The organism is Amycolatopsis sp. QT-25 (assembly GCF_029369745.1).
In the GTDB taxonomy this organism is placed as follows: Bacteria; Actinomycetota; Actinomycetes; order Mycobacteriales; family Pseudonocardiaceae; genus Amycolatopsis.
On record NZ_CP120210.1, the window covers coordinates 7,387,554 to 7,404,198 of the forward strand.

A 16,645-nucleotide genomic window follows, 5' to 3' on the forward strand; every position below is an offset into this window, starting at 1 on the left:
GGTCAACCGCGTGGCGCACCGTCGGCCAGCCGCACGGCCTCGGCCCGCGACGTCTTGAGAAGCCGGAGCAGCTCACGCTGCCGCTGTTTCGCTTCGTCGGTGAGTTTTCGGCCGCGCCGCAGGAACGCGAGTTCGGTCACGCTGGCTTGATACCGGCCGACGGCTTTCGCCGCCTCGCGCCCCGACTGCTTCCGCGCCTGTTTCCGCCACGACCGCCGTCCGGACAGACTGGCCAGCAGCGGCACCTCGGACGGCGCGATCCAGCGCGCGTCGACCATCAGCGGCAACGCGGCCGCGACGATCCGCTGCTCGCGGCGCCGCTGCATGACCACCACCGAGAAGACCCCGATGAACAGCGGCACCATGATCAGGAAATAGACGTTCAGGAAGGTCTTGGCGCCGCCGAGCAGGGCGGCGCCGTTCCACAACGCGTGCAGCAGCACCGCGACGACGTAGCCGCCGATCGGCGCCAGGATCCGCAGCGAGCGCACCTTGCTGCTCGCGGCGATGCCGAGCCCGATCCCGGTCATGACGGCGAACAGCGGATGGGTGAACGGCGAGAGCACGCCACGGAGGAAGAACGCCGCGAGCACACCGGCGCTCGTGCCGTCACCGAAGCCGTGTTCGGCGAAGGCACGGCCGAAGTAATAGATGTTCTCGGTGAAGGCGAACCCTGCCGCGGTGAAACCGGCGTAGACGATGCCGTCCACGACGCCGTCGAACTCGATCGGGCGGCGCCACCACAACAGCAGGATGAAGGCGGCCTTCGCGGCTTCCTCGACGAGCGGCGCGGAGACCAGTCCGCTGATCTTGCCGCCGGCGCCGGTACCGAGGAGCAGGTCACCGACGGCTTCGGCGCCGCTGTTGAGCAGGAGCGCGATGATCGTCGCGACGCAAGCGCCCCAGACGAACGACAGCAGCAGGAGCTTCGGCGGTTCCGGTTCCCACCGGTCGACCCACAGGAAGGCCGTGACCACCACGGCGACCGGGACCAGCGCCGCGAGCACACCGATCGTCACCGCGGGCAAGCCGACCTTCTCGGTCACCGTGCCGAACACGAACAGCCCGCACAGCGCGACGGCGATCAGCCCGAGCACCGGCAGCAGCACGGTGATCGACCGAGACCGGCGTGGCCGGTCGAGACCGGGCGTCGAGGAGGAAGGCTCGCTCACAGCGGGTCACCCTATCGTCGGTACGGAACACGAGCGGTACGTGGAGCCGAAGTGCGACGCGGTACCGGCCATCGCGGTGGCGACCGGATCGACCGACGCGCGCCCTGCCGACCTCGCTCGGACACGATCAATCCTCGGCACGCCGCCTGCGCCGCGGAGTGGACTCGTTCGCGCCGTTCGCCGCGAGCAGGTCCATCACCGACCGGCCGGAGGCGTGGGAACCGGCGGCGGGTGTCTCCGGACGGCTGTGCGAAGACCCGTTCCGCGACGGCGTCTCGTCTTCCGGCTTCGCCCGCTTGCCACCGTGACGGCCGCCGGAGGACTCGGAGCTCTGCCAGGCCGGGGGCTCGCCGTCCGGACGGCGGCGACGGCCGCCCCCGGTGGGCTCCGGCACGGCGGGGGCCGGGGTGAGCGAGACCGACGAGTCCTCCGCCGCCCGGCGACGGCGTCCGCCACCGCCGTTCTGCGGCACGCGGACCTCCTCGGGCAGCGTCGGGTTGACCGCGGGCGGCTCCTCGGCGCCGCCACCGTGCCGCGACGGCGCCTCGGCCGCCGGACGGCGCACGGGTTCGGGCTCCAGCTGCCGCACGGGCTCGGCCCCGCGAGCCGGCTCGGCCACGACCGGGTTCGGGGTCGGCGGCTCCGGCTCACGACGCGGCTCCGGCCGCTGCTCGGGGCGCGGCAGGGACACCGATTGCTGGGGTTGCTGGGGTTTCGGTGGCGGCGTGGGGCGCAGCCGGTCCTGGAAGTCGTCCTTCTTGGGGAACGCGGCGCTCAGATCGGACACCGGGCGCTCCGGCGTCCACGACGGCTTCCACTCGCCGGTGGCCTCCATCGGCTCCCGGGCGGCGGGCTTGTTCGGGGGCGGCGGCGTGCCACCGGCCGGCTTCATCCCGGGACGGGACAGGCCGAGCTCGCGGTCCGGCCGCGGACGATCCGGCTCGACCCGGTTGACCGGCTTCGCCTGCGCGGCGGGCGTCACCGGCGGCGTCTCCTTGCGGGTCTGCTCCTCCGGCCGCGGCGCGGACGGCCGCTGCACGGGGCCCGCATCCAGCCGTTGCTGCAACGAAGGCTGCTGCGGACGGCGAGGCGGTTCGGTGCGCTGGGGTTCCGGACGCTGGGGTTCCGGGTGCTGGGATTCCGGGCGCTGGGATTCCGGGCGCTGGGGCTGCCGGACGACGGCGGGCATCGACGGCTGCGAGACCTCGGCGCGGGAGACACCCGGCATGGACGGGCGGGACACCTCGGCGGGTGTCACCGGCGGCGGGGTCTTGCGCTGGGCGTCGCCCCTCGGCGTCGGCCGGGAGACCTCGGCGGGCGACATGCCGGGGTTGGACAACTCGAGCCGCTCGCGGCGGGCGGCTTCGGCGGCGAGCGCCTCGGCCGCCTTCGAAGCGCGGGCGTCCGCCTTGCGCATGCTGCGGCGAGTGGATTCGTCGACCGGCTTCGGCCGCTGGACCTGCTTGGCCTGGCCGTGGCCATTGGCGCTGTTCGAGCCGTTGACCTGGCCGTTCGACGGCTTGCGACGGGCGGCCGGCGGCGTCCCGGCCCGCGCCGCCGCGGGTTCGAGGACGCGGTCGATCATCTCGGTCGGGCGTTCCCGCGCACGCTCGCGCTCGTCGATGTCGATCGTGGTGCTCTTGGCGGGCATCAGCTGAGGTTTGCCGTTGCCGTTCTCGGCTCCGGCGCTCATCAGCTGCTTGTTGTCGAGGGACCGCATCCGGGTGGCCTGCGCGGTGAGCGCGACGCGTTCGAGAAGCACCTCGCCGCCGAAGAGCGACTGGAGGCTTTCCCGCAGAGCGCTCACCTCGGCTCTGAGCGCTTCGAGCTCGTCCTGCGAGCGGCTCTCGGCGGCCTGACGGCTCTCGGCTTCGATCTCCAGCTCGAACTCGCGACGGGCGGCGATCTCGCGTTCCAGCTCGAGCTCGTAGACGGCTTGCGCCTCGGCGACGGCGTCCTCGCTCTGTGACACGTGCTTGCGGTAGCGGACCGCCAGGAACGCACCGATCAAGGCGGCCCACAGCGCCGCGACGATGCCCAGCCGTAAATAGCGGAGATCGTCGGAAAGCACCAACGCGAGAGTCGCGCCGACAGCGAGAACCAAGCCGACGACAAGCCACGGCCTACCCGCGAGGCGGCCGCGCGAGTCGTCACCCACCCCGGTCATGCCCAACACCGTACCTTCTAGTAATCCGAACGAGACCTAGTCGGTACTTCGAGCGGTGGCTCTCGAGCGTTAACCGGTCGGCTCGGGATCGGGGCCCCGATCACCGCCCTCGGGGGTCCGGCAGCAGTGTTCGAGCCACAAAGCCGCAGCTACCAGCGCCGCGGAGCTGACGATCCCGACCGTCGCCGAGCGGAGGTCACCGCTCGCCGCGAGGAGTTCGTCACGTCGCGGAAAAAGATACGCGAAAGCCGCCAGCCAGACCCCCGTCATGGCGGATCCGGCGAGCGACGAGGCCTTGGCGAGAGCCACCGATCGGGCGACGGAGAGCGCGGCGAGCACGCGACCCTCCTTGATCCGCGAACGGATGACGAAGGCGAGCACGACCTCGCAGAGCGCGAGGACGAGAAGCGTGATTCCGGCGAAAAGCGGAAGCGCGGGGATCGATCCGTAGGCGACCTGGAAGAGCAGATAGGCCAGGACCAGACCCAGGAGGCCGGCCACCGCCAGCTCGCGTGGCCGGGTGAAGTGCATGGTCCAACGCTACCTGGCAGGCTTGACTCTCCACCAACTGGAGAGTCGACGATGAAGCGTATGGGCACCGCAGCGGTTTTCACCATCGGGGAGCTGGCCAAACGGACCGGCCTGCCGGTGAAGACCATCCGGTTCTACTCCGACGAAGGACTCCTGCCACCGACCGACCGCACCGACGCCGGCTACCGCCTCTACGACGCCACCGCGATGGCGCGCCTGGAGCTGGTCCGGACGCTGCGGGAACTCGGGCTGGGCCTCGCGGACGTGGAGCGGGCGCTGACCAGGGAAGCGACCATCGGGGACCTCGCGGTCCAGCACGTCGCCGCCCTGGACGAGCAGATCCGGCGGCTGGAACTGCGCCGCGCGGTCCTGCGAGCGGTGGCCAAACGAAACTCACCACTGGAGGAGGTCGAACTGATGAACAAACTCGCGTCGATGTCGGACGAGGACCGCAAACGTTTGCTCGACGAATTCTGGGCGGACATGGTCGAAGGACTCGACCTGGACCCGCAGTTCTACGAGCGGATGCGCTCGGGAAAACCGGAACTGCCCGACGACCCGACGCCCGAGCAACTGGAGGCCTGGATCGAGTTCGCCGAACTCGTCCAGGACGAGGGGTTCCGCGCGTCGATCCGCCGGATGAGCGAGTGGCACTCGAAGCTGCGGAAGGAGGACGGAGCGGACTTCGGCGAGGAGCAGCAGCAGTTGTGGATCGCGTGGAGCGAGAAGGCCACCGAAGCGCTCGAAGCCGGTCTCGCGCCTGATTCGGCCGAGGGCCGCGAACTGGCGGAGACGATCTTCACGCAGTCTTCGCGGAACGGACGGGACCCCGACGACCCGGTTTGGCGGAAACGGCTGGTCGACGGGATGGCGATCGGCTTCGACCCGCGCGCCGAGCGGTACTGGATGCTGCTGGGGAGGATGAACGGCTGGCCGTCGTTCCCCTCGCAGAGGCGGCAGGCGGAGTGGATCATCGCCGCCCTGCGCGCCGCGCTGGGGTAGCGAGGGACCTTTGCTGTCGCCCGCCCCACCCCCGCAATTAGTCACCTACTTGCGGGGGTTCGCACGTCCCACGCGACCAAACGCCCACTCCCGCGAGTCAGGCGAGGGTGAACGACGTCAGCCGGACGGAGTCGCGGTCCGAAGCGGGGCGGGCGGCGAGGAGGTCGGCTACGGGACCGTGGCCGGGGAGCACCGCCGCGGGCTCGATCTCCAGCCAGGGGATCAGCACGCTCGCGCGCTCCGGCGTGCCGGGATGCGGAAGCACCAACTGGGGGTCGCCGGAGCGCACCCCGTCCACGGTCACTATGTCGACATCCAGCGTGCGCGGCCCCCAGCGGAGCTCGCGCACGCGTTCCGCCGCCTGCTCGGCCGCCTGCCCCGTGCGCAGCCAGTCCCAGTGGTCACGCGCCGGGTCGTCGACCAGGACGACGGCGTTGAGGAAGTCCGGCTGATCCTCGACGCCCCACGCTTTCGTCTCGTAGACACTCGAAACGGCGACGACCGCCGTCCGCACGGCGTCGACGGCGGACCGAAGGAACGCGAGCCGGTCCCCCAGGTTGGAGCCGAGAGAGAGCAGCGCGCGGCTCATCGTTCGCGTCGTCTCTGTGAGCGCGCGCGGCACGCGATCGGAGACTTCACCGTGCGCGCGCTCTTTCGCGGCCGCCCGACCGGCTGAAAACACGCTGCCGGGGCGCCGGTCACGGCAACCGCCGGGAAGGCTCCGGTCCGCGCCCCGTCCGCGCGTTTTCGGCGGCGCGCGCAGAAAACACCGTGACGGCGACGTCGTCGAAGGTCAGCGGGATCGGCGCGGACGGTTTGTGCACCGTCACCTCGACGGCGCTCAGCCGCTCGTCGCGCAGCACCTCGTCGGCGATCTTCCCGGCGACACTCTCGATGAGGTCGTACGGCTCACCCGCCACGATCCCGGCGGCGAGTTCCGCCAGCTCGCCGTAGTGCAGCGTCTTGGTGAGATCGTCGGAGGCGGCGGCCGGGCCGAGGTCCAGCCACACCACGATGTCGACGACGAACTCCTGCCCGTCACGTTTCTCGTGGTCGAAGACCCCGTGCCTGCCGAAGACCCGCAGCCCGGTCAACGTGATCCGGTCAGCCAACAGGACTCCCCTTCCGCCAAGCCGCCGCGACGGTCACGGCGTCGATGCTCGCGCCGACCTCGTGCACCCGCACTCCCCAGGCACCGGCCGCCGCGGCGAGCGCGGACACCGCCGCGGTCGCGTTCTCACGGCCGTCCGGCGGAGCGGGCTTTCCGTCCTTTCCGGACAGGAGACGGCCGAGGAACCGTTTGCGCGAGGCGCCGACGAGAACCGGGAAACCCAGTGACAGCAAGGAATCCAGCCGGTGCAGCAGTGCCCAGTCGTGTTCGGCGTTCTTCGCGAACCCGAGTCCGGGGTCGAGTACGATCGCCCCCTCGTCGACGCCCGCGGCGACCGCTTCGTCCACTCGGGACAGCAGCTCGGCGCGCACGTCCGCGACGACGTCGGCATAGGACGCCAGCGCGTTCATGTCCTTGCTGTGCCCGCGCCAGTGCATCAGTACGTACGGGACGCCGGTCTCGGCGGCGACCTTCGCCATGGTCGGGTCGGCCAGCCCGCCGGAGACGTCGTTGATGACGGACGCGCCCGCTTCGACGGCGGCGAGGGCGACCTCGGCACGCGTGGTGTCCACGGACATCGCCACACCGTCGGCGGCGAGCGAGCGGATCACCGGCATGATCCGGGAGATCTCGGTGTCGGCGTCCACCCGGGACGCACCCGGCCGCGTCGACTCCCCACCGACGTCGATGAGATCCGCCCCGCGCTCCCACATCTCGTGCGCGTGCTCCAGCGCCTGCTCGACCCCGAGGTAGCGGCCACCATCCGAAAAGGAATCGGGGGTGACGTTCAGGATGCCCAGCACGGCGCACCGTCCGGGCCGGGGCAGGGCGGTCATCGACGGCCCTTGATCAGGTCCAGCGCCTCCGCCCGCGAGGACGCCGAAGTCTGCAACAGGCCGCGAACGGCCGACGTCGTCGTCCTGGCCCCTGGTTTGCGGATCCCGCGCATGGCCATGCAGAGATGTTCGGCCTCGATCACGACGATCACGCCACGGGGCTTGAGCTTGCGCATCAGCGCGTCGGCCACCTGGGAGGTGATGCGCTCCTGGACCTGCGGACGTCTGGCGTACAGATCGACAAGGCGGGCCAGTTTGGACAGGCCGGTGACCTTGCCGTGCTCGTTGGGGATGTAGCCGACATGGGCGACGCCGTGAAAGGACAGCAAGTGGTGTTCGCAGGTGCTGAACATCGGGATGTCCGTCACGAGCACGAGTTCTTCGTGGGCCTCGTCGAACGTGCGGTCCAGGACGTGGTCCGGCTCGGTGTAGAGCCCGGCGAACATCTCCCGGTAAGCGCGAGCGACCCGGGCCGGGGTCTCCAGGAGGCCGTCCCGGTCCGGGTCCTCACCACAGGCGAGCAGGAGTTCGCGTACGGCTTTTTCGGCCCGGTCCTGGTCGAAGACCGGGCTCGCGCCGTTACCGCTTGGTGTCGTCCTGTCCGTCGTCACGCCGTTGCTGTCCTTCGTCCTGCTGACCGCCGGGCTGGTCAGCGAACCAGCCGTCACGCGGGCGGTCTTCGGCGGGACGCCAGGGCTGGTTCGGCTGGCCGCCCGGCTGCGTGGCCGGGGTCCATCCGGGAGGCGCCCCGTAATTCGGCGGGCCGCCAACGGGCCCACCCTGATAACCGCCTGCCGGACCGCCCGGCTGCTGCCCACCATATGCCTGGGGCCAGTGAGCGGTGCCGTTCGGCCCACCGTTGGGGCGACCACCGTTGGGATAGGCACCCGGCGCCGGCGGAGCGTACGGGTTCGCGTTCGGGTCCGGCGGCGGGGCGGGCTGCGTGTACGGCGGGCCACCGGGAAGGTCGCCGCCGCCCGGCGCGGTACCGACCGGGGTCGGCGCCGGCTGGAGCACCGGTCGCTCCTTCTTCTCCTCCAGCGGGGGCCACGGCTCGCCGCGCTCCATCGCCAGCTCGCCGGGGGTCTTGATCGGCGGCTTGTCGGACGGCTTGCGGTCGCCGAACTCGTTGAAGATGGTGATGTGCGGGCGCTTCTCGACGGTCGCGAAGATCCGCTCGAGATCCTTGCGGGTCAGCGTCTCCTTTTCGAGGAGCTCGATGACCAGCTCGTCCAGCACGTCGCGGTAGGTGCTCAGCACGTGCCACGCCTCGGTGTGCGCGGTCTCGATGAGCTTGCGCACCTCCTCGTCGATCTCGTGCGCGACCTCTAGCGAGTAGTCCGCCTGACGGCCCGCCGAGCGGCCGAGGAACGGGTCGCCCTGCTCCTGGCCGTACTTGACCGCGCCGAGCCGGGCGCTCATGCCGTATTCGGTGACCATCGCGCGGGCGATCTTGGTCGCCTGCTCGATGTCGGAGGAGGCACCGGTGGTGGGCTCGTGGAAGACGAGCTCCTCCGCCGTCCGGCCGCCCATCGCGAAGACCAGGCGCCCGATCATCTCCGAACGGGTCATCAGCTCCTTGTCGTCCTCCGGGACGAGCAGGGCGTGCCCGCCGGTGCGCCCGCGCGGCAGGATCGTCAGCTTGTAGACCGGTTCGATGTCCGGCATCGCCCACGCGGCGAGCGCGTGCCCGCCCTCGTGGTAGGCCGTGATCTTCTTCTCCTTCTCGGAGATGATCCGGCTCTTGCGGGCGGGGCCGCCGACGACGCGGTCGACCGACTCCTCCAGCGCGGCGTCGGTGATCACGTGCCCGTTCTGGCGGGCGGTGAGCAGCGCGGCCTCGTTGAGCACGTTCGCCAGATCCGCGCCGGACATGCCGACGGTCCGCTTGGCGAGGCTGCTCAGGTCGGTGCCCTGCGCGATCGGCTTGCCCTTGGCGTGCACCTCGAGGATCGCCTTGCGACCGCGCATGTCCGGCGCGGACACCGGGATCTGACGGTCGAAACGGCCGGGACGCAGGAGCGCCGGGTCGAGGATGTCGGGACGGTTGGTCGCGGCGATCAGGATGATGCCACCGCGCGCGTCGAAGCCGTCCATTTCGACGAGGAGCTGGTTCAGCGTCTGCTCGCGTTCGTCGTGACCGCCGCCGAGGCCGGCCCCACGCTGACGGCCGACCGCGTCGATCTCGTCGACGAAGATGATGCAGGGCGCGTTCTGCTTGGCCTGCTCGAACAGGTCGCGGACGCGGGAGGCGCCGACACCGACGAACATCTCGACGAAGTCGGAACCGGAGATCGTGTAGAACGGCACGCCCGCCTCGCCGGCGACGGCTCGCGCGAGCAGCGTCTTACCGGTACCCGGCGGCCCGTAGAGCAGCACGCCCTTGGGGATCTTCGCGCCGAGCGCCTGGTAGCGCGCCGGGTTCTGCAGGAAGTCCTTGATCTCGTACAGCTCTTCGACGGCCTCGTCGGCGCCCGCGACGTCCCCGAAGGTCGTCTTGGGCATGTCCTTGTTGAGCTGCTTGGCCTTCGACTTGCCGAAGTTGAGGACGCGGTTCCCGCCGCCCTGGGCGTTGTTCATCATCCACATCAGCAGGCCCAGCACCAGCGCCAGCGGGATGGCGAAGATCAGGATCTGGGTGAGGACGTTCTGCTGGGTGACCTTGGTGGTGAACTTGACCGGGTTGTCACCGTTCTTGAGACCGATGAGCTGGTTGTAGACGGTGCCCGCGACGTTGGCCGGGTACTGGGCGATGATCTGGTCGACCTGCTGGCCTTCGACCTCGATCTTCTTGGTCAGCAGCAGCTTGATCTGCTGCTCCTTGTCCTCTTGCGAGGCTTCCTTGACGTTGTTCGCGGTGATCTGCTGATTCGCGATCGAGATCGGCACCTGGGTGTAGCCACGATCGCTGTCGAAGATCGTGTTGTATGCGAGAAACGCCAGTACCGCCGCGAGAATCCAGAGCACTGGGTTCTTGAGCACGCTCTTCCGGTTCATACGACTCGGCCCTGGTGGCCTCGACCCTTCCTGGTTGGGCGGCTCCTGTGATACCCGCCAGCACGATCTTGACGACCCATGGTGCTCCGACACCCGCCCCTGGAGGATACCGCCCGCCTGGACGGACGAGGGTGGTGAGCCTCTCGGAGGTAAACGGCGGACGCCGCGCGAGGGTTCCCGGAGGGTGACCGCGACGGCCACCCTAACGTGTGTCGACCGCCACACCGGCGGCCATTTCGCCCAGCCGCGTGCGAAGTGTCTTGACGTCGGCGGGTGAGACGGTGACCCATTCGCGGCCGTCCGGACCCGCCTGTGACGTACTGAGGTAACGCCCGCTCGCGGTGTCGAACCAGCCGAGCACCCGTGACCGCTGCTTGGCGCCCACGTGGGACCGGCTGTTCGCGGCCAGCTGACCGCCGCGCAGCCTCGGCTGGCCGGTGAGCTTGCCGAACGCCTCGCGCGGATCCGCGGTGATGCGCTCACTGAGCGAGACGCGGGGCTTCTCCTTGCGACGGGTCTTCGCCGCTTCGGGCTCCTCGGCCTTTTTCGTCGGGTTGACGGCGGCACGGATCGGCTCGGTGCGGCGGGCGTCGTCGATCGGCAGCGTGACGGACGCCTCCGAGCCGCGCTGACCCGGCGGCAGCAGCTCGACGACCGCTGTCGGAAGACCGTCGGCGGGCGCCTCCCGCAACCAGATCCCGGACTGGTCCTGGATCGCGATCACCCCGTCGGTGCCGTCGGTGGCACCGAGCACGGCGACCGTCGGGGCCTGGAACGCGGGGATGTGCAGCGCGTCGATGGTCAGCGAGCCGCGGGCGAGGAGGTACAGCCAGTCCTCGATCCTTCGCTCCAGCCTTCCCCGGCCGTCGCGGAGCCCGCGGGCCTGGAGTTCGTTGTCGACGCGCTGGCGCAGCGCCCGGCGCTCGAGTTCGGTCGCGCCGTGTGACCGTACGCGCAGGGGGTAGGGCAGGTCGCCGAGCTCGGCGGACTCCCAGAGGAAGTCGAACGCCATCGGTGTGAAGTGTTCCTGGTGCATTGCTCCGTGCCCTCCCGGCACCTCGGCTCCCGGGCCTCGGGACGCCCAGGGGGTTCACGATAGCGAAGGGGTACGACAGTCGGTGGCCGGATCCGGGAAACGTCCGTGTTCCCGCGCCGGGGAAACGCAATGAAAGGTCCCTTACTCGCGAATTTTGCAAGTAAGGGACCTTTCATTGCACGCGAAGGGACCGAGAGGGTCAGCGCGCGGGTGAAGCGTCCGCCGCGATCTTCCCCAGCATCTCGGTGAGCCGGTGCCGCAGCGTCGCCGGATCCGCGGGGGCGATGGTGATCCAGTCCCGTCCGTCGGCACCGCGCGTGGCCTGGGTGAAGTACCGGCCGGACTGGGTGTCGAACCAGCTCAGCACCGAAGACCGGGTGCGCGTGCCGTGTTTGCTGCGCGCGTTGCCGCCGAACTGGCCACCGCGCAGCCGCGGCTGCGCCTGGAGCCGCGACAGGGCCTTGCGGTCCTCGTCGGACGTCGCCGAGCCGTCGACCTGCGGTTGACGACGCTGGAGGAAGTCCGCCCCCGAAGCGCCGACCAGGCCGTCCAACGGGAGGGTGATCGACTTCTCCGTGCCGCGCGAACCCGGCGGCAGGAGGGAGACGATCGCGCTCGCGAGACCGTCCGGGGCGATGGGGTGGAAGTGGAAGCCGCGCGGGTCCTGCACCGTCAGCAGGCCTTGGCCGCCGAGCAGCGACGCGACCGCGAGCAGCGGTTCGGTGTCGGGATTGTCGAGCTGGACACAGTCCAGGCTCAGGTCCGGCCGCGCGAGGACGCCGAAGTAGTCCTCGACATGCGGCTCGGGACGGCCGCGTTCGTCGGCCAGCCGACGCCGGTTCAGCGACTGGAGCGTCTGCGTCCGCAGCGCGGCGCGCTCGTCCATGGTCGCCCCGTGCGAGCGGAGCCGCAGCGGGTACGGCAGCTCACCGGCGTTCGCGCCCTCCCACAGGAAGTCCAGCTCGACCGGGGTGAGCAGCTCACCGTTCGCCATCTTCCGCCCCCAAATGTCTGGTGGTGAACCCGCGTCCGCGATCGGCGTCGGCAGGACGTTTCCTGGTCATCCACCGCACGACCGCGGGCAGGGTGTCCTGCCGCCGCGACAGCGGGGCCTTCGGCCGGGGCGGGTTCACGCGTGGTCGCCGTTCGGCGTCGACCTGCAGCTTCGCCACCAGGCTCTCGCGCAGGTCACCGGGCGCGCGGCCAGATCGGCCGCGCGCCCGGTGAAAACCGCTCTAGCGTTCGTCGTCTTCGGTCCAGGCGCCGATGACCGGCGGCGGGGTGGCCTCGTTGGCGCCGAAGGCGTCGTCCGGGTCCGGCTCGATGAGGAACGACGCGTGCGTGTGCTCCTCTTCCTGCTCGGCCCGCGCACCGGGGGCGCCCATGCCCATCCCGCCCATGCCCTGCATCGGCGGGGTGGCGCCGATGGTGCCACCGGAGGACACGATGCCCTGCTGCGGCACGGCCTGGGAGGCGGCGCTCTGCGCGGGGGCCTTCTCGGTGGCCGCCGCGTCGGTGTTGTCGGTGTCCTTGGCGCCGGACTTGTTGCCCTGCCCGAGCGCCTTGGCACCGGCGTAGCCGAGGCCGCCGCCGAGCGCGGCCGCGGTGAGGGCCTGGCCGAGCCCGTTGCCGCCGCTCGCCGGGGCGTGCGGGGTCACCATCGGGGCGCCCGCGCCGGAGGCGACGCCGGCACCCGGCGCGACACCGGAAGCAGGCAGGTTCCCCGCGGCGGGGGTGTAGCCGGCCTGCGAGAACGAACCCGCTTCCGGACCGGCGTGGACCGGGGCCCCGACGCCGCCCTGCGCGCCGCCGTAACCGTGCGTGCCGGCGAGCACCGGCGTGCCGGAGACGGCGTTCGGGTCGAGACCCGCGCCGCCGACGTTGCCGACACCGCTGAACGAAGCGCTGTTGTGCGTGGCGGTCGGCTTCATGCCGAGGGATTCGGGGCCGAAGCTCGGGGTCGAGCTGTCGACCTCGCTCATCTCCTTGGTGTAGGCCTCGAGGAACCTGGCCTGCTCCGCCCGCACTTCCTTGTCCTGGTCGGCGAGGGGCTTCTGGTCGGTGATCATGCCGACCGGACCGGCCGCGAGGGCCTGTGCCATCGCTTTTTCCGGGCTGTAGTCGGTCGGCTTCGGCATGAGCTTGACCTTGGTGGCCGCGTCGGCCTGCTTCTGCAGCCTGTCCGCCATCGTGTGCGCGGCCTCGGAGGCCTGCGAACCAGAGTTCGCGATGGCGACCAGCGAGCCCTGCGCGGCGGCCGCGCCCTGTCCGATCCAGGCGGCGCCGAGTTCGGAGATCGCGTTGTACAGATCGTTCGACGCCTGGCTCAGCTTGCTGCCGTGCGCGCCCCAGGACTGGCTGATGCCGGTCGCGGTGCTGGGATCGTTGCCGAGGTTGGCCTGGTTCCACAGATCCTGGCTGCTCGGGGCGCTTTCCCAGTTCGGCGGGTTGGTGATGGCGCGGTCGGCGCCGATGTCGAACCCGTCGGAGCGGCCGCGGGCGGACGACACGATGCCCTGGGCGTGCGAGTTGTCGCCGAGCTGGACCGGCGTGGTGCTGCTGCTCTCGCCGTAAGAGTCGGCGCTGTGCTTCGGTGGCATGGCTTTCTGACTCCCCCTCAGACGTTACGGAACGGCTCGGCGGCGGCCTGGTCGATCTCGTGGTACCGGGCCATCGCGGTCACGATGCCGGACTCGGCGGCCTCGTACTGCTGGTACAGGTTCTGGAGTGCCGCGGCGTAGGAGTCCCCGCCGCCATCGGCGCGATTCGCCACCTTCGCGGCGATGGCGTTGCCGACCGGGTTGTTGCCCAGTTTCGGCGCCTGCCCGAGGTCGCCCGCGCGGCCCAGCAGCGCCTCGATGGCGTCCTTGCCGGTGCGGATCTTGTTCAGGACGGTCTGGGCCGCGTCCGGGTCGATCCCGACCTGACCCTGGGCCGCGGCGTTCTTGAACGCGTTCGCGTCCGCCAAGCTGCTGTTCCCCATCTGAGCTCTCTCCGTTTCCCCCGGGCCAGGCCACGATGGCTTCGTCGGCATTGGTCTTCGCATAGGTTAACGCACTTGATCGCAGCCTATGACGCGTTCCCGGTGCTCAGGGTTCCGCATTCCCGCGTCCGCGGGCAAGCGGTTCTCAGGACGTGTAAACGTGCGGATCCAGGGTGCCGATGTAGGGCAGGTCCCGGTAACGCTCCGCGTAGTCCAGGCCGTATCCGACGACGAATTCGTTGGGAATGTCGAACCCGATGTACTTGACCGGTACGTCGACCTTGACCGCCTCGGGTTTGCGTAGGAGCGAGACGACCTCGAGCGAGGCCGGGTTGCGGCTGGCGAGGTTCTTCAGCAGCCAGGACAGCGTGAGCCCGGAGTCGACGATGTCCTCGACGATGAGCACGTCGCGGCCGGCGATGTCGCGGTCGAGGTCCTTGAGGATCCGCACCACGCCGGACGACGACGTCGCCGAGCCGTAGGAGGAGACCGCCATGAACTCGAGCTGAGAAGGAAGAGGGAGTGCCCTGGCGAAGTCGGTCATGAACATCACCGCGCCCTTGAGCACGCCGACGAGCAGGAGGTCTCCCCGCCCCGCGCCGGGGCCGTCGGCCGGATAGTCCGCGGCGACCTGCGCGGCCAGTTCGGCGATCTTGTCGTTGATCTGCTGCTCGGTGACGAGCACGGAGGCGATCTCGCCTTCGTACACGGGACGATCCCCTCTAGGTGGTGGACTGGGGTGCTTCGAGCAAGAGCCTGCCATGCGCCCGCTTGGCCACCAACTCGCCGGGTAGCCAGACCCCGCCCTGACCCCGCCAGTTCCCCACCAGCGCGTCGACCGAACGCAGGTGGGCGTCGGTGAGTTCGCGGACCCCGGAGTCCAGCAGCCACCTGCGCAGGACGCGCCGTCGCAGCGCGGGCGGTTCGGTGGCGAGCACCGCGGCGTCGAGCCCTTCGCCGGTGAAGGCGCGCAGGTGGACCTCGTCCGCGAGTGTGTCCAACGCCTCGGTGTCCTCGCGCAGTTGCGCGGCCGTGCGGGCGAGCGAGGCCGCGACACCGCCGGAGAGCACGCCCTCCAGAAGGGGCAGCACTTCCGTCCTCAACCGGACACGGGTGAACCGCGCGTCCTCGTTGTGCGGGTCCTGCCACGGGTCGACGCCGAACGCCCGGCAAGCCTGCCGGGTGGTGGCGCGGGGGATGTTGAGCAGAGGCCGTCCCCAAGGCGGGTCATATGGCCGCATCCCGGCCAGCGACCGCGGTCCGGAGCCCCGGCCGAGGCCGAGCAGCACGGTCTCGGCCTGGTCGTCGAGGGTGTGGCCGAGCAGGACGAGGCCGTGCCCGTCGGGGAGCGCGGAACGCAGGGCGCCGTAGCGGGCCCGGCGGGCCGCGGCTTCCGGTCCCCCCGCGCCCTCGACCCGCACCCTCAGGACCTCGGCGGTGTCGGCACCCAGTTCGCGCGCCGTGCTCGCGGCTCGAGCGGCTGTTTCGGCGGAACCGGCCTGGAGGCCGTGGTCGACGACGAGTGCCCGCACCTTCAGCCCGGCGCGGGAGCCGACGAACGCCGCCGCTTCGGCCAGCGCCAGGGAGTCCGCGCCACCGGAGACGGCGACACACACCTCGTCGGCGACCTTCGCCGACGGCAGGAAATCCCGTACGGCCGACCGCACGGCCGCGATCGCCGGATCCGGTCCGCTCACCCGTGCAGGCGCCGCACCCAGGCCGCCGGATCGGTGATCTCGGCCCTGGTCGGCAACGTGTTCGGCGAGGTCCACACCGCGTTGAAGCCGTCCATGCCGACGGTGTCGACGACGTGCTTGGTGAACTTCGCGCCCTGTTCGTACTGGCGCAGTTTCGCGTCCACGCCGAGCAGGCTGCGCAGCACGCGGTCGATCAGGCCGCCGCCCTTGCGCCGGGCGGTGAACCGCGCCCGGATCAGCTCGACACTCGGCACGACCCGCGGTCCGACGGCGTCCATCACGAAATCGGCGTGCCCCTCCAGCAGCGTGGAGAGGGCGAGGAGCCGGTCGAACACCGCGCGTTCGCCCGGCGACTGCAGGAGCTCGGCGAGTCCGGCGCCGCCCGCCGCGCCCTTGCCGATCTGCTTGATGGTGTCCGGCAGGCGGCCGACCAGATCGCTCAGCCCGTCCGCGTCCCGGCCGGCGAGCCCGCCGATCAGGCGCTCGACCTCGTCGGCGAAGTAGTCACGCAGCCAGGTGACGGCGGTGAACTGCAAGCGGTGGGTGCATTCGTGCAAGCAGACCCACAGCCGGAAATCGTGTCCCGGCACGTCCATCGCGCGCTGGGCGGCGACCACGTTCGGCGCGACGAGCACCAGCTGTCCGTGGCGTTCCGGCCCGCCGAACGGGTCGTACTGGCCGAGCACGCGCGAAGCCAGGAAGGCGAGCACCAGTCCGGTCTGGACACCGGCGCCCCCGGCCAGCACGGGCGCCAGCGGGCCGCCTTGGGCCGACGGCAGCGCGCGGCCGGTGAGCGCGTCGAGCCCCGCGGCGGCGGAACGGACCCAACCGGGCCTGTCGACGACTTCGGCGGGCAGCAGCGGCAGGTCGAGGCCGAGGCCGGTCAGCTCGCGGACGTGCCCCTCCGCCTCACTGGTCAGCTCGCGCAGATCGGCGACGGCTTCTTCGGCCTCTTCGCGGTCGACCGCCGGACCGCCGCGCACCAGGAGGGCGCCCGTCGAGGCGGCCAGGGACCAGTCGACCATCGAACGTGTCTTGGCCGGCGTTTCCTCAGTCACTCTTATGACGCTACCCGCTGGAAGACCGGTTTCCGTCCCGACTTCGGCACGCTCC

17 protein-coding genes are annotated in these 16,645 nt (G+C 70.6%); 1 reads left to right on the forward strand and 16 read right to left on the reverse strand.

All coding sequences use genetic code 11. From position 1 onward, the window contains the following. Positions 1 to 2: 2 nt before the first annotated feature. The 3 genes from P3102_RS34610 to P3102_RS34620 all read right to left on the reverse strand — a co-directional run bounded on the left by P3102_RS34610 (position 3) and on the right by P3102_RS34620 (position 3,870). Entirely contained in the window at positions 3 to 1,172 is a 1,170-nt protein-coding gene (locus P3102_RS34610) for a PrsW family intramembrane metalloprotease (RefSeq protein ID WP_276364861.1), read from the reverse strand. A gap of 127 nt (positions 1,173 to 1,299) precedes the next feature. Then, positions 1,300 to 3,339: a DUF6779 domain-containing protein gene (locus tag P3102_RS34615; RefSeq protein WP_276364862.1), complete on the reverse strand. Its 2,040-nt coding sequence runs from the start codon at positions 3,337 to 3,339 to the stop codon at positions 1,300 to 1,302. Between the two features lie 69 nt (positions 3,340 to 3,408). Continuing rightward, positions 3,409 to 3,870, reverse strand: a complete 462-nt coding sequence (locus tag P3102_RS34620) for a DUF3180 domain-containing protein (RefSeq protein ID WP_276364863.1) — start codon at positions 3,868 to 3,870, stop codon at positions 3,409 to 3,411. Between the two features lie 60 nt (positions 3,871 to 3,930). Between P3102_RS34620 and P3102_RS34625 the strand changes: the two genes are divergently transcribed. Then, a complete protein-coding gene (locus P3102_RS34625) occupies positions 3,931 to 4,872 on the forward strand; it encodes a MerR family transcriptional regulator (protein WP_276364864.1) in 942 nt (313 codons plus the stop codon). Between the two features lie 97 nt (positions 4,873 to 4,969). Here the strand turns inward: P3102_RS34625 and folK are convergent, their stop codons facing one another. From folK to P3102_RS34690, 13 genes are all read right to left on the reverse strand, one after another. Further along, positions 4,970 to 5,461, reverse strand: a complete 492-nt coding sequence (gene folK, locus P3102_RS34630) for a 2-amino-4-hydroxy-6-hydroxymethyldihydropteridine diphosphokinase (protein ID WP_276364865.1) — start codon at positions 5,459 to 5,461, stop codon at positions 4,970 to 4,972. Positions 5,462 to 5,570: 109 nt separating this feature from the next. Continuing rightward, positions 5,571 to 5,984, reverse strand: coding sequence for a dihydroneopterin aldolase (gene folB / locus P3102_RS34635; RefSeq protein WP_276364866.1), 414 nt, complete (start codon positions 5,982 to 5,984; stop codon positions 5,571 to 5,573). Further along, positions 5,977 to 6,819: a dihydropteroate synthase gene (folP, locus tag P3102_RS34640; RefSeq protein WP_276364867.1), complete on the reverse strand. Its 843-nt coding sequence runs from the start codon at positions 6,817 to 6,819 to the stop codon at positions 5,977 to 5,979. Before folP ends, folB begins: the two co-directional genes overlap by 8 nt. Next, a complete protein-coding gene (gene folE / locus P3102_RS34645) occupies positions 6,816 to 7,430 on the reverse strand; it encodes a GTP cyclohydrolase I FolE (protein WP_276364868.1) in 615 nt (204 codons plus the stop codon). The genes folP and folE overlap by 4 nt, the downstream gene beginning before the upstream one ends. Next, complete coding sequence (gene ftsH, locus P3102_RS34650) at positions 7,399 to 9,816, reverse strand: ATP-dependent zinc metalloprotease FtsH (protein WP_276364869.1); 2,418 nt, start codon at positions 9,814 to 9,816, stop codon at positions 7,399 to 7,401. The genes folE and ftsH overlap by 32 nt, the downstream gene beginning before the upstream one ends. Positions 9,817 to 10,018: 202 nt before the next feature. After that, entirely contained in the window at positions 10,019 to 10,852 is an 834-nt protein-coding gene (locus P3102_RS34655; protein WP_276364870.1) for an ESX secretion-associated protein EspG, read from the reverse strand. Between the two features lie 199 nt (positions 10,853 to 11,051). Next, positions 11,052 to 11,846 (reverse strand): ESX secretion-associated protein EspG, encoded by a 795-nt coding sequence (locus tag P3102_RS34660; protein ID WP_276364872.1) that lies wholly within the window; start codon positions 11,844 to 11,846, stop codon positions 11,052 to 11,054. Then, positions 11,833 to 12,024: a hypothetical protein gene (locus P3102_RS34665; RefSeq protein WP_276364873.1), complete on the reverse strand. Its 192-nt coding sequence runs from the start codon at positions 12,022 to 12,024 to the stop codon at positions 11,833 to 11,835. The genes P3102_RS34660 and P3102_RS34665 overlap by 14 nt, the downstream gene beginning before the upstream one ends. Positions 12,025 to 12,087: 63 nt before the next feature. Then, positions 12,088 to 13,452 (reverse strand): hypothetical protein, encoded by a 1,365-nt coding sequence (locus tag P3102_RS34670; protein WP_276364874.1) that lies wholly within the window; start codon positions 13,450 to 13,452, stop codon positions 12,088 to 12,090. A gap of 17 nt (positions 13,453 to 13,469) precedes the next feature. After that, positions 13,470 to 13,835, reverse strand: coding sequence for a hypothetical protein (locus P3102_RS34675; protein ID WP_276364875.1), 366 nt, complete (start codon positions 13,833 to 13,835; stop codon positions 13,470 to 13,472). A 145-nt stretch (positions 13,836 to 13,980) separates the two neighbouring features. Further along, positions 13,981 to 14,544: a hypoxanthine phosphoribosyltransferase gene (gene hpt / locus P3102_RS34680; protein WP_125786176.1), complete on the reverse strand. Its 564-nt coding sequence runs from the start codon at positions 14,542 to 14,544 to the stop codon at positions 13,981 to 13,983. A gap of 13 nt (positions 14,545 to 14,557) precedes the next feature. Continuing rightward, positions 14,558 to 15,532 (reverse strand): tRNA lysidine(34) synthetase TilS, encoded by a 975-nt coding sequence (gene tilS, locus P3102_RS34685; protein WP_276364876.1) that lies wholly within the window; start codon positions 15,530 to 15,532, stop codon positions 14,558 to 14,560. Further along, positions 15,529 to 16,557: a zinc-dependent metalloprotease gene (locus P3102_RS34690; protein WP_276371484.1), complete on the reverse strand. Its 1,029-nt coding sequence runs from the start codon at positions 16,555 to 16,557 to the stop codon at positions 15,529 to 15,531. Before P3102_RS34690 ends, tilS begins: the two co-directional genes overlap by 4 nt. Positions 16,558 to 16,645: the final 88 nt, after the last annotated feature.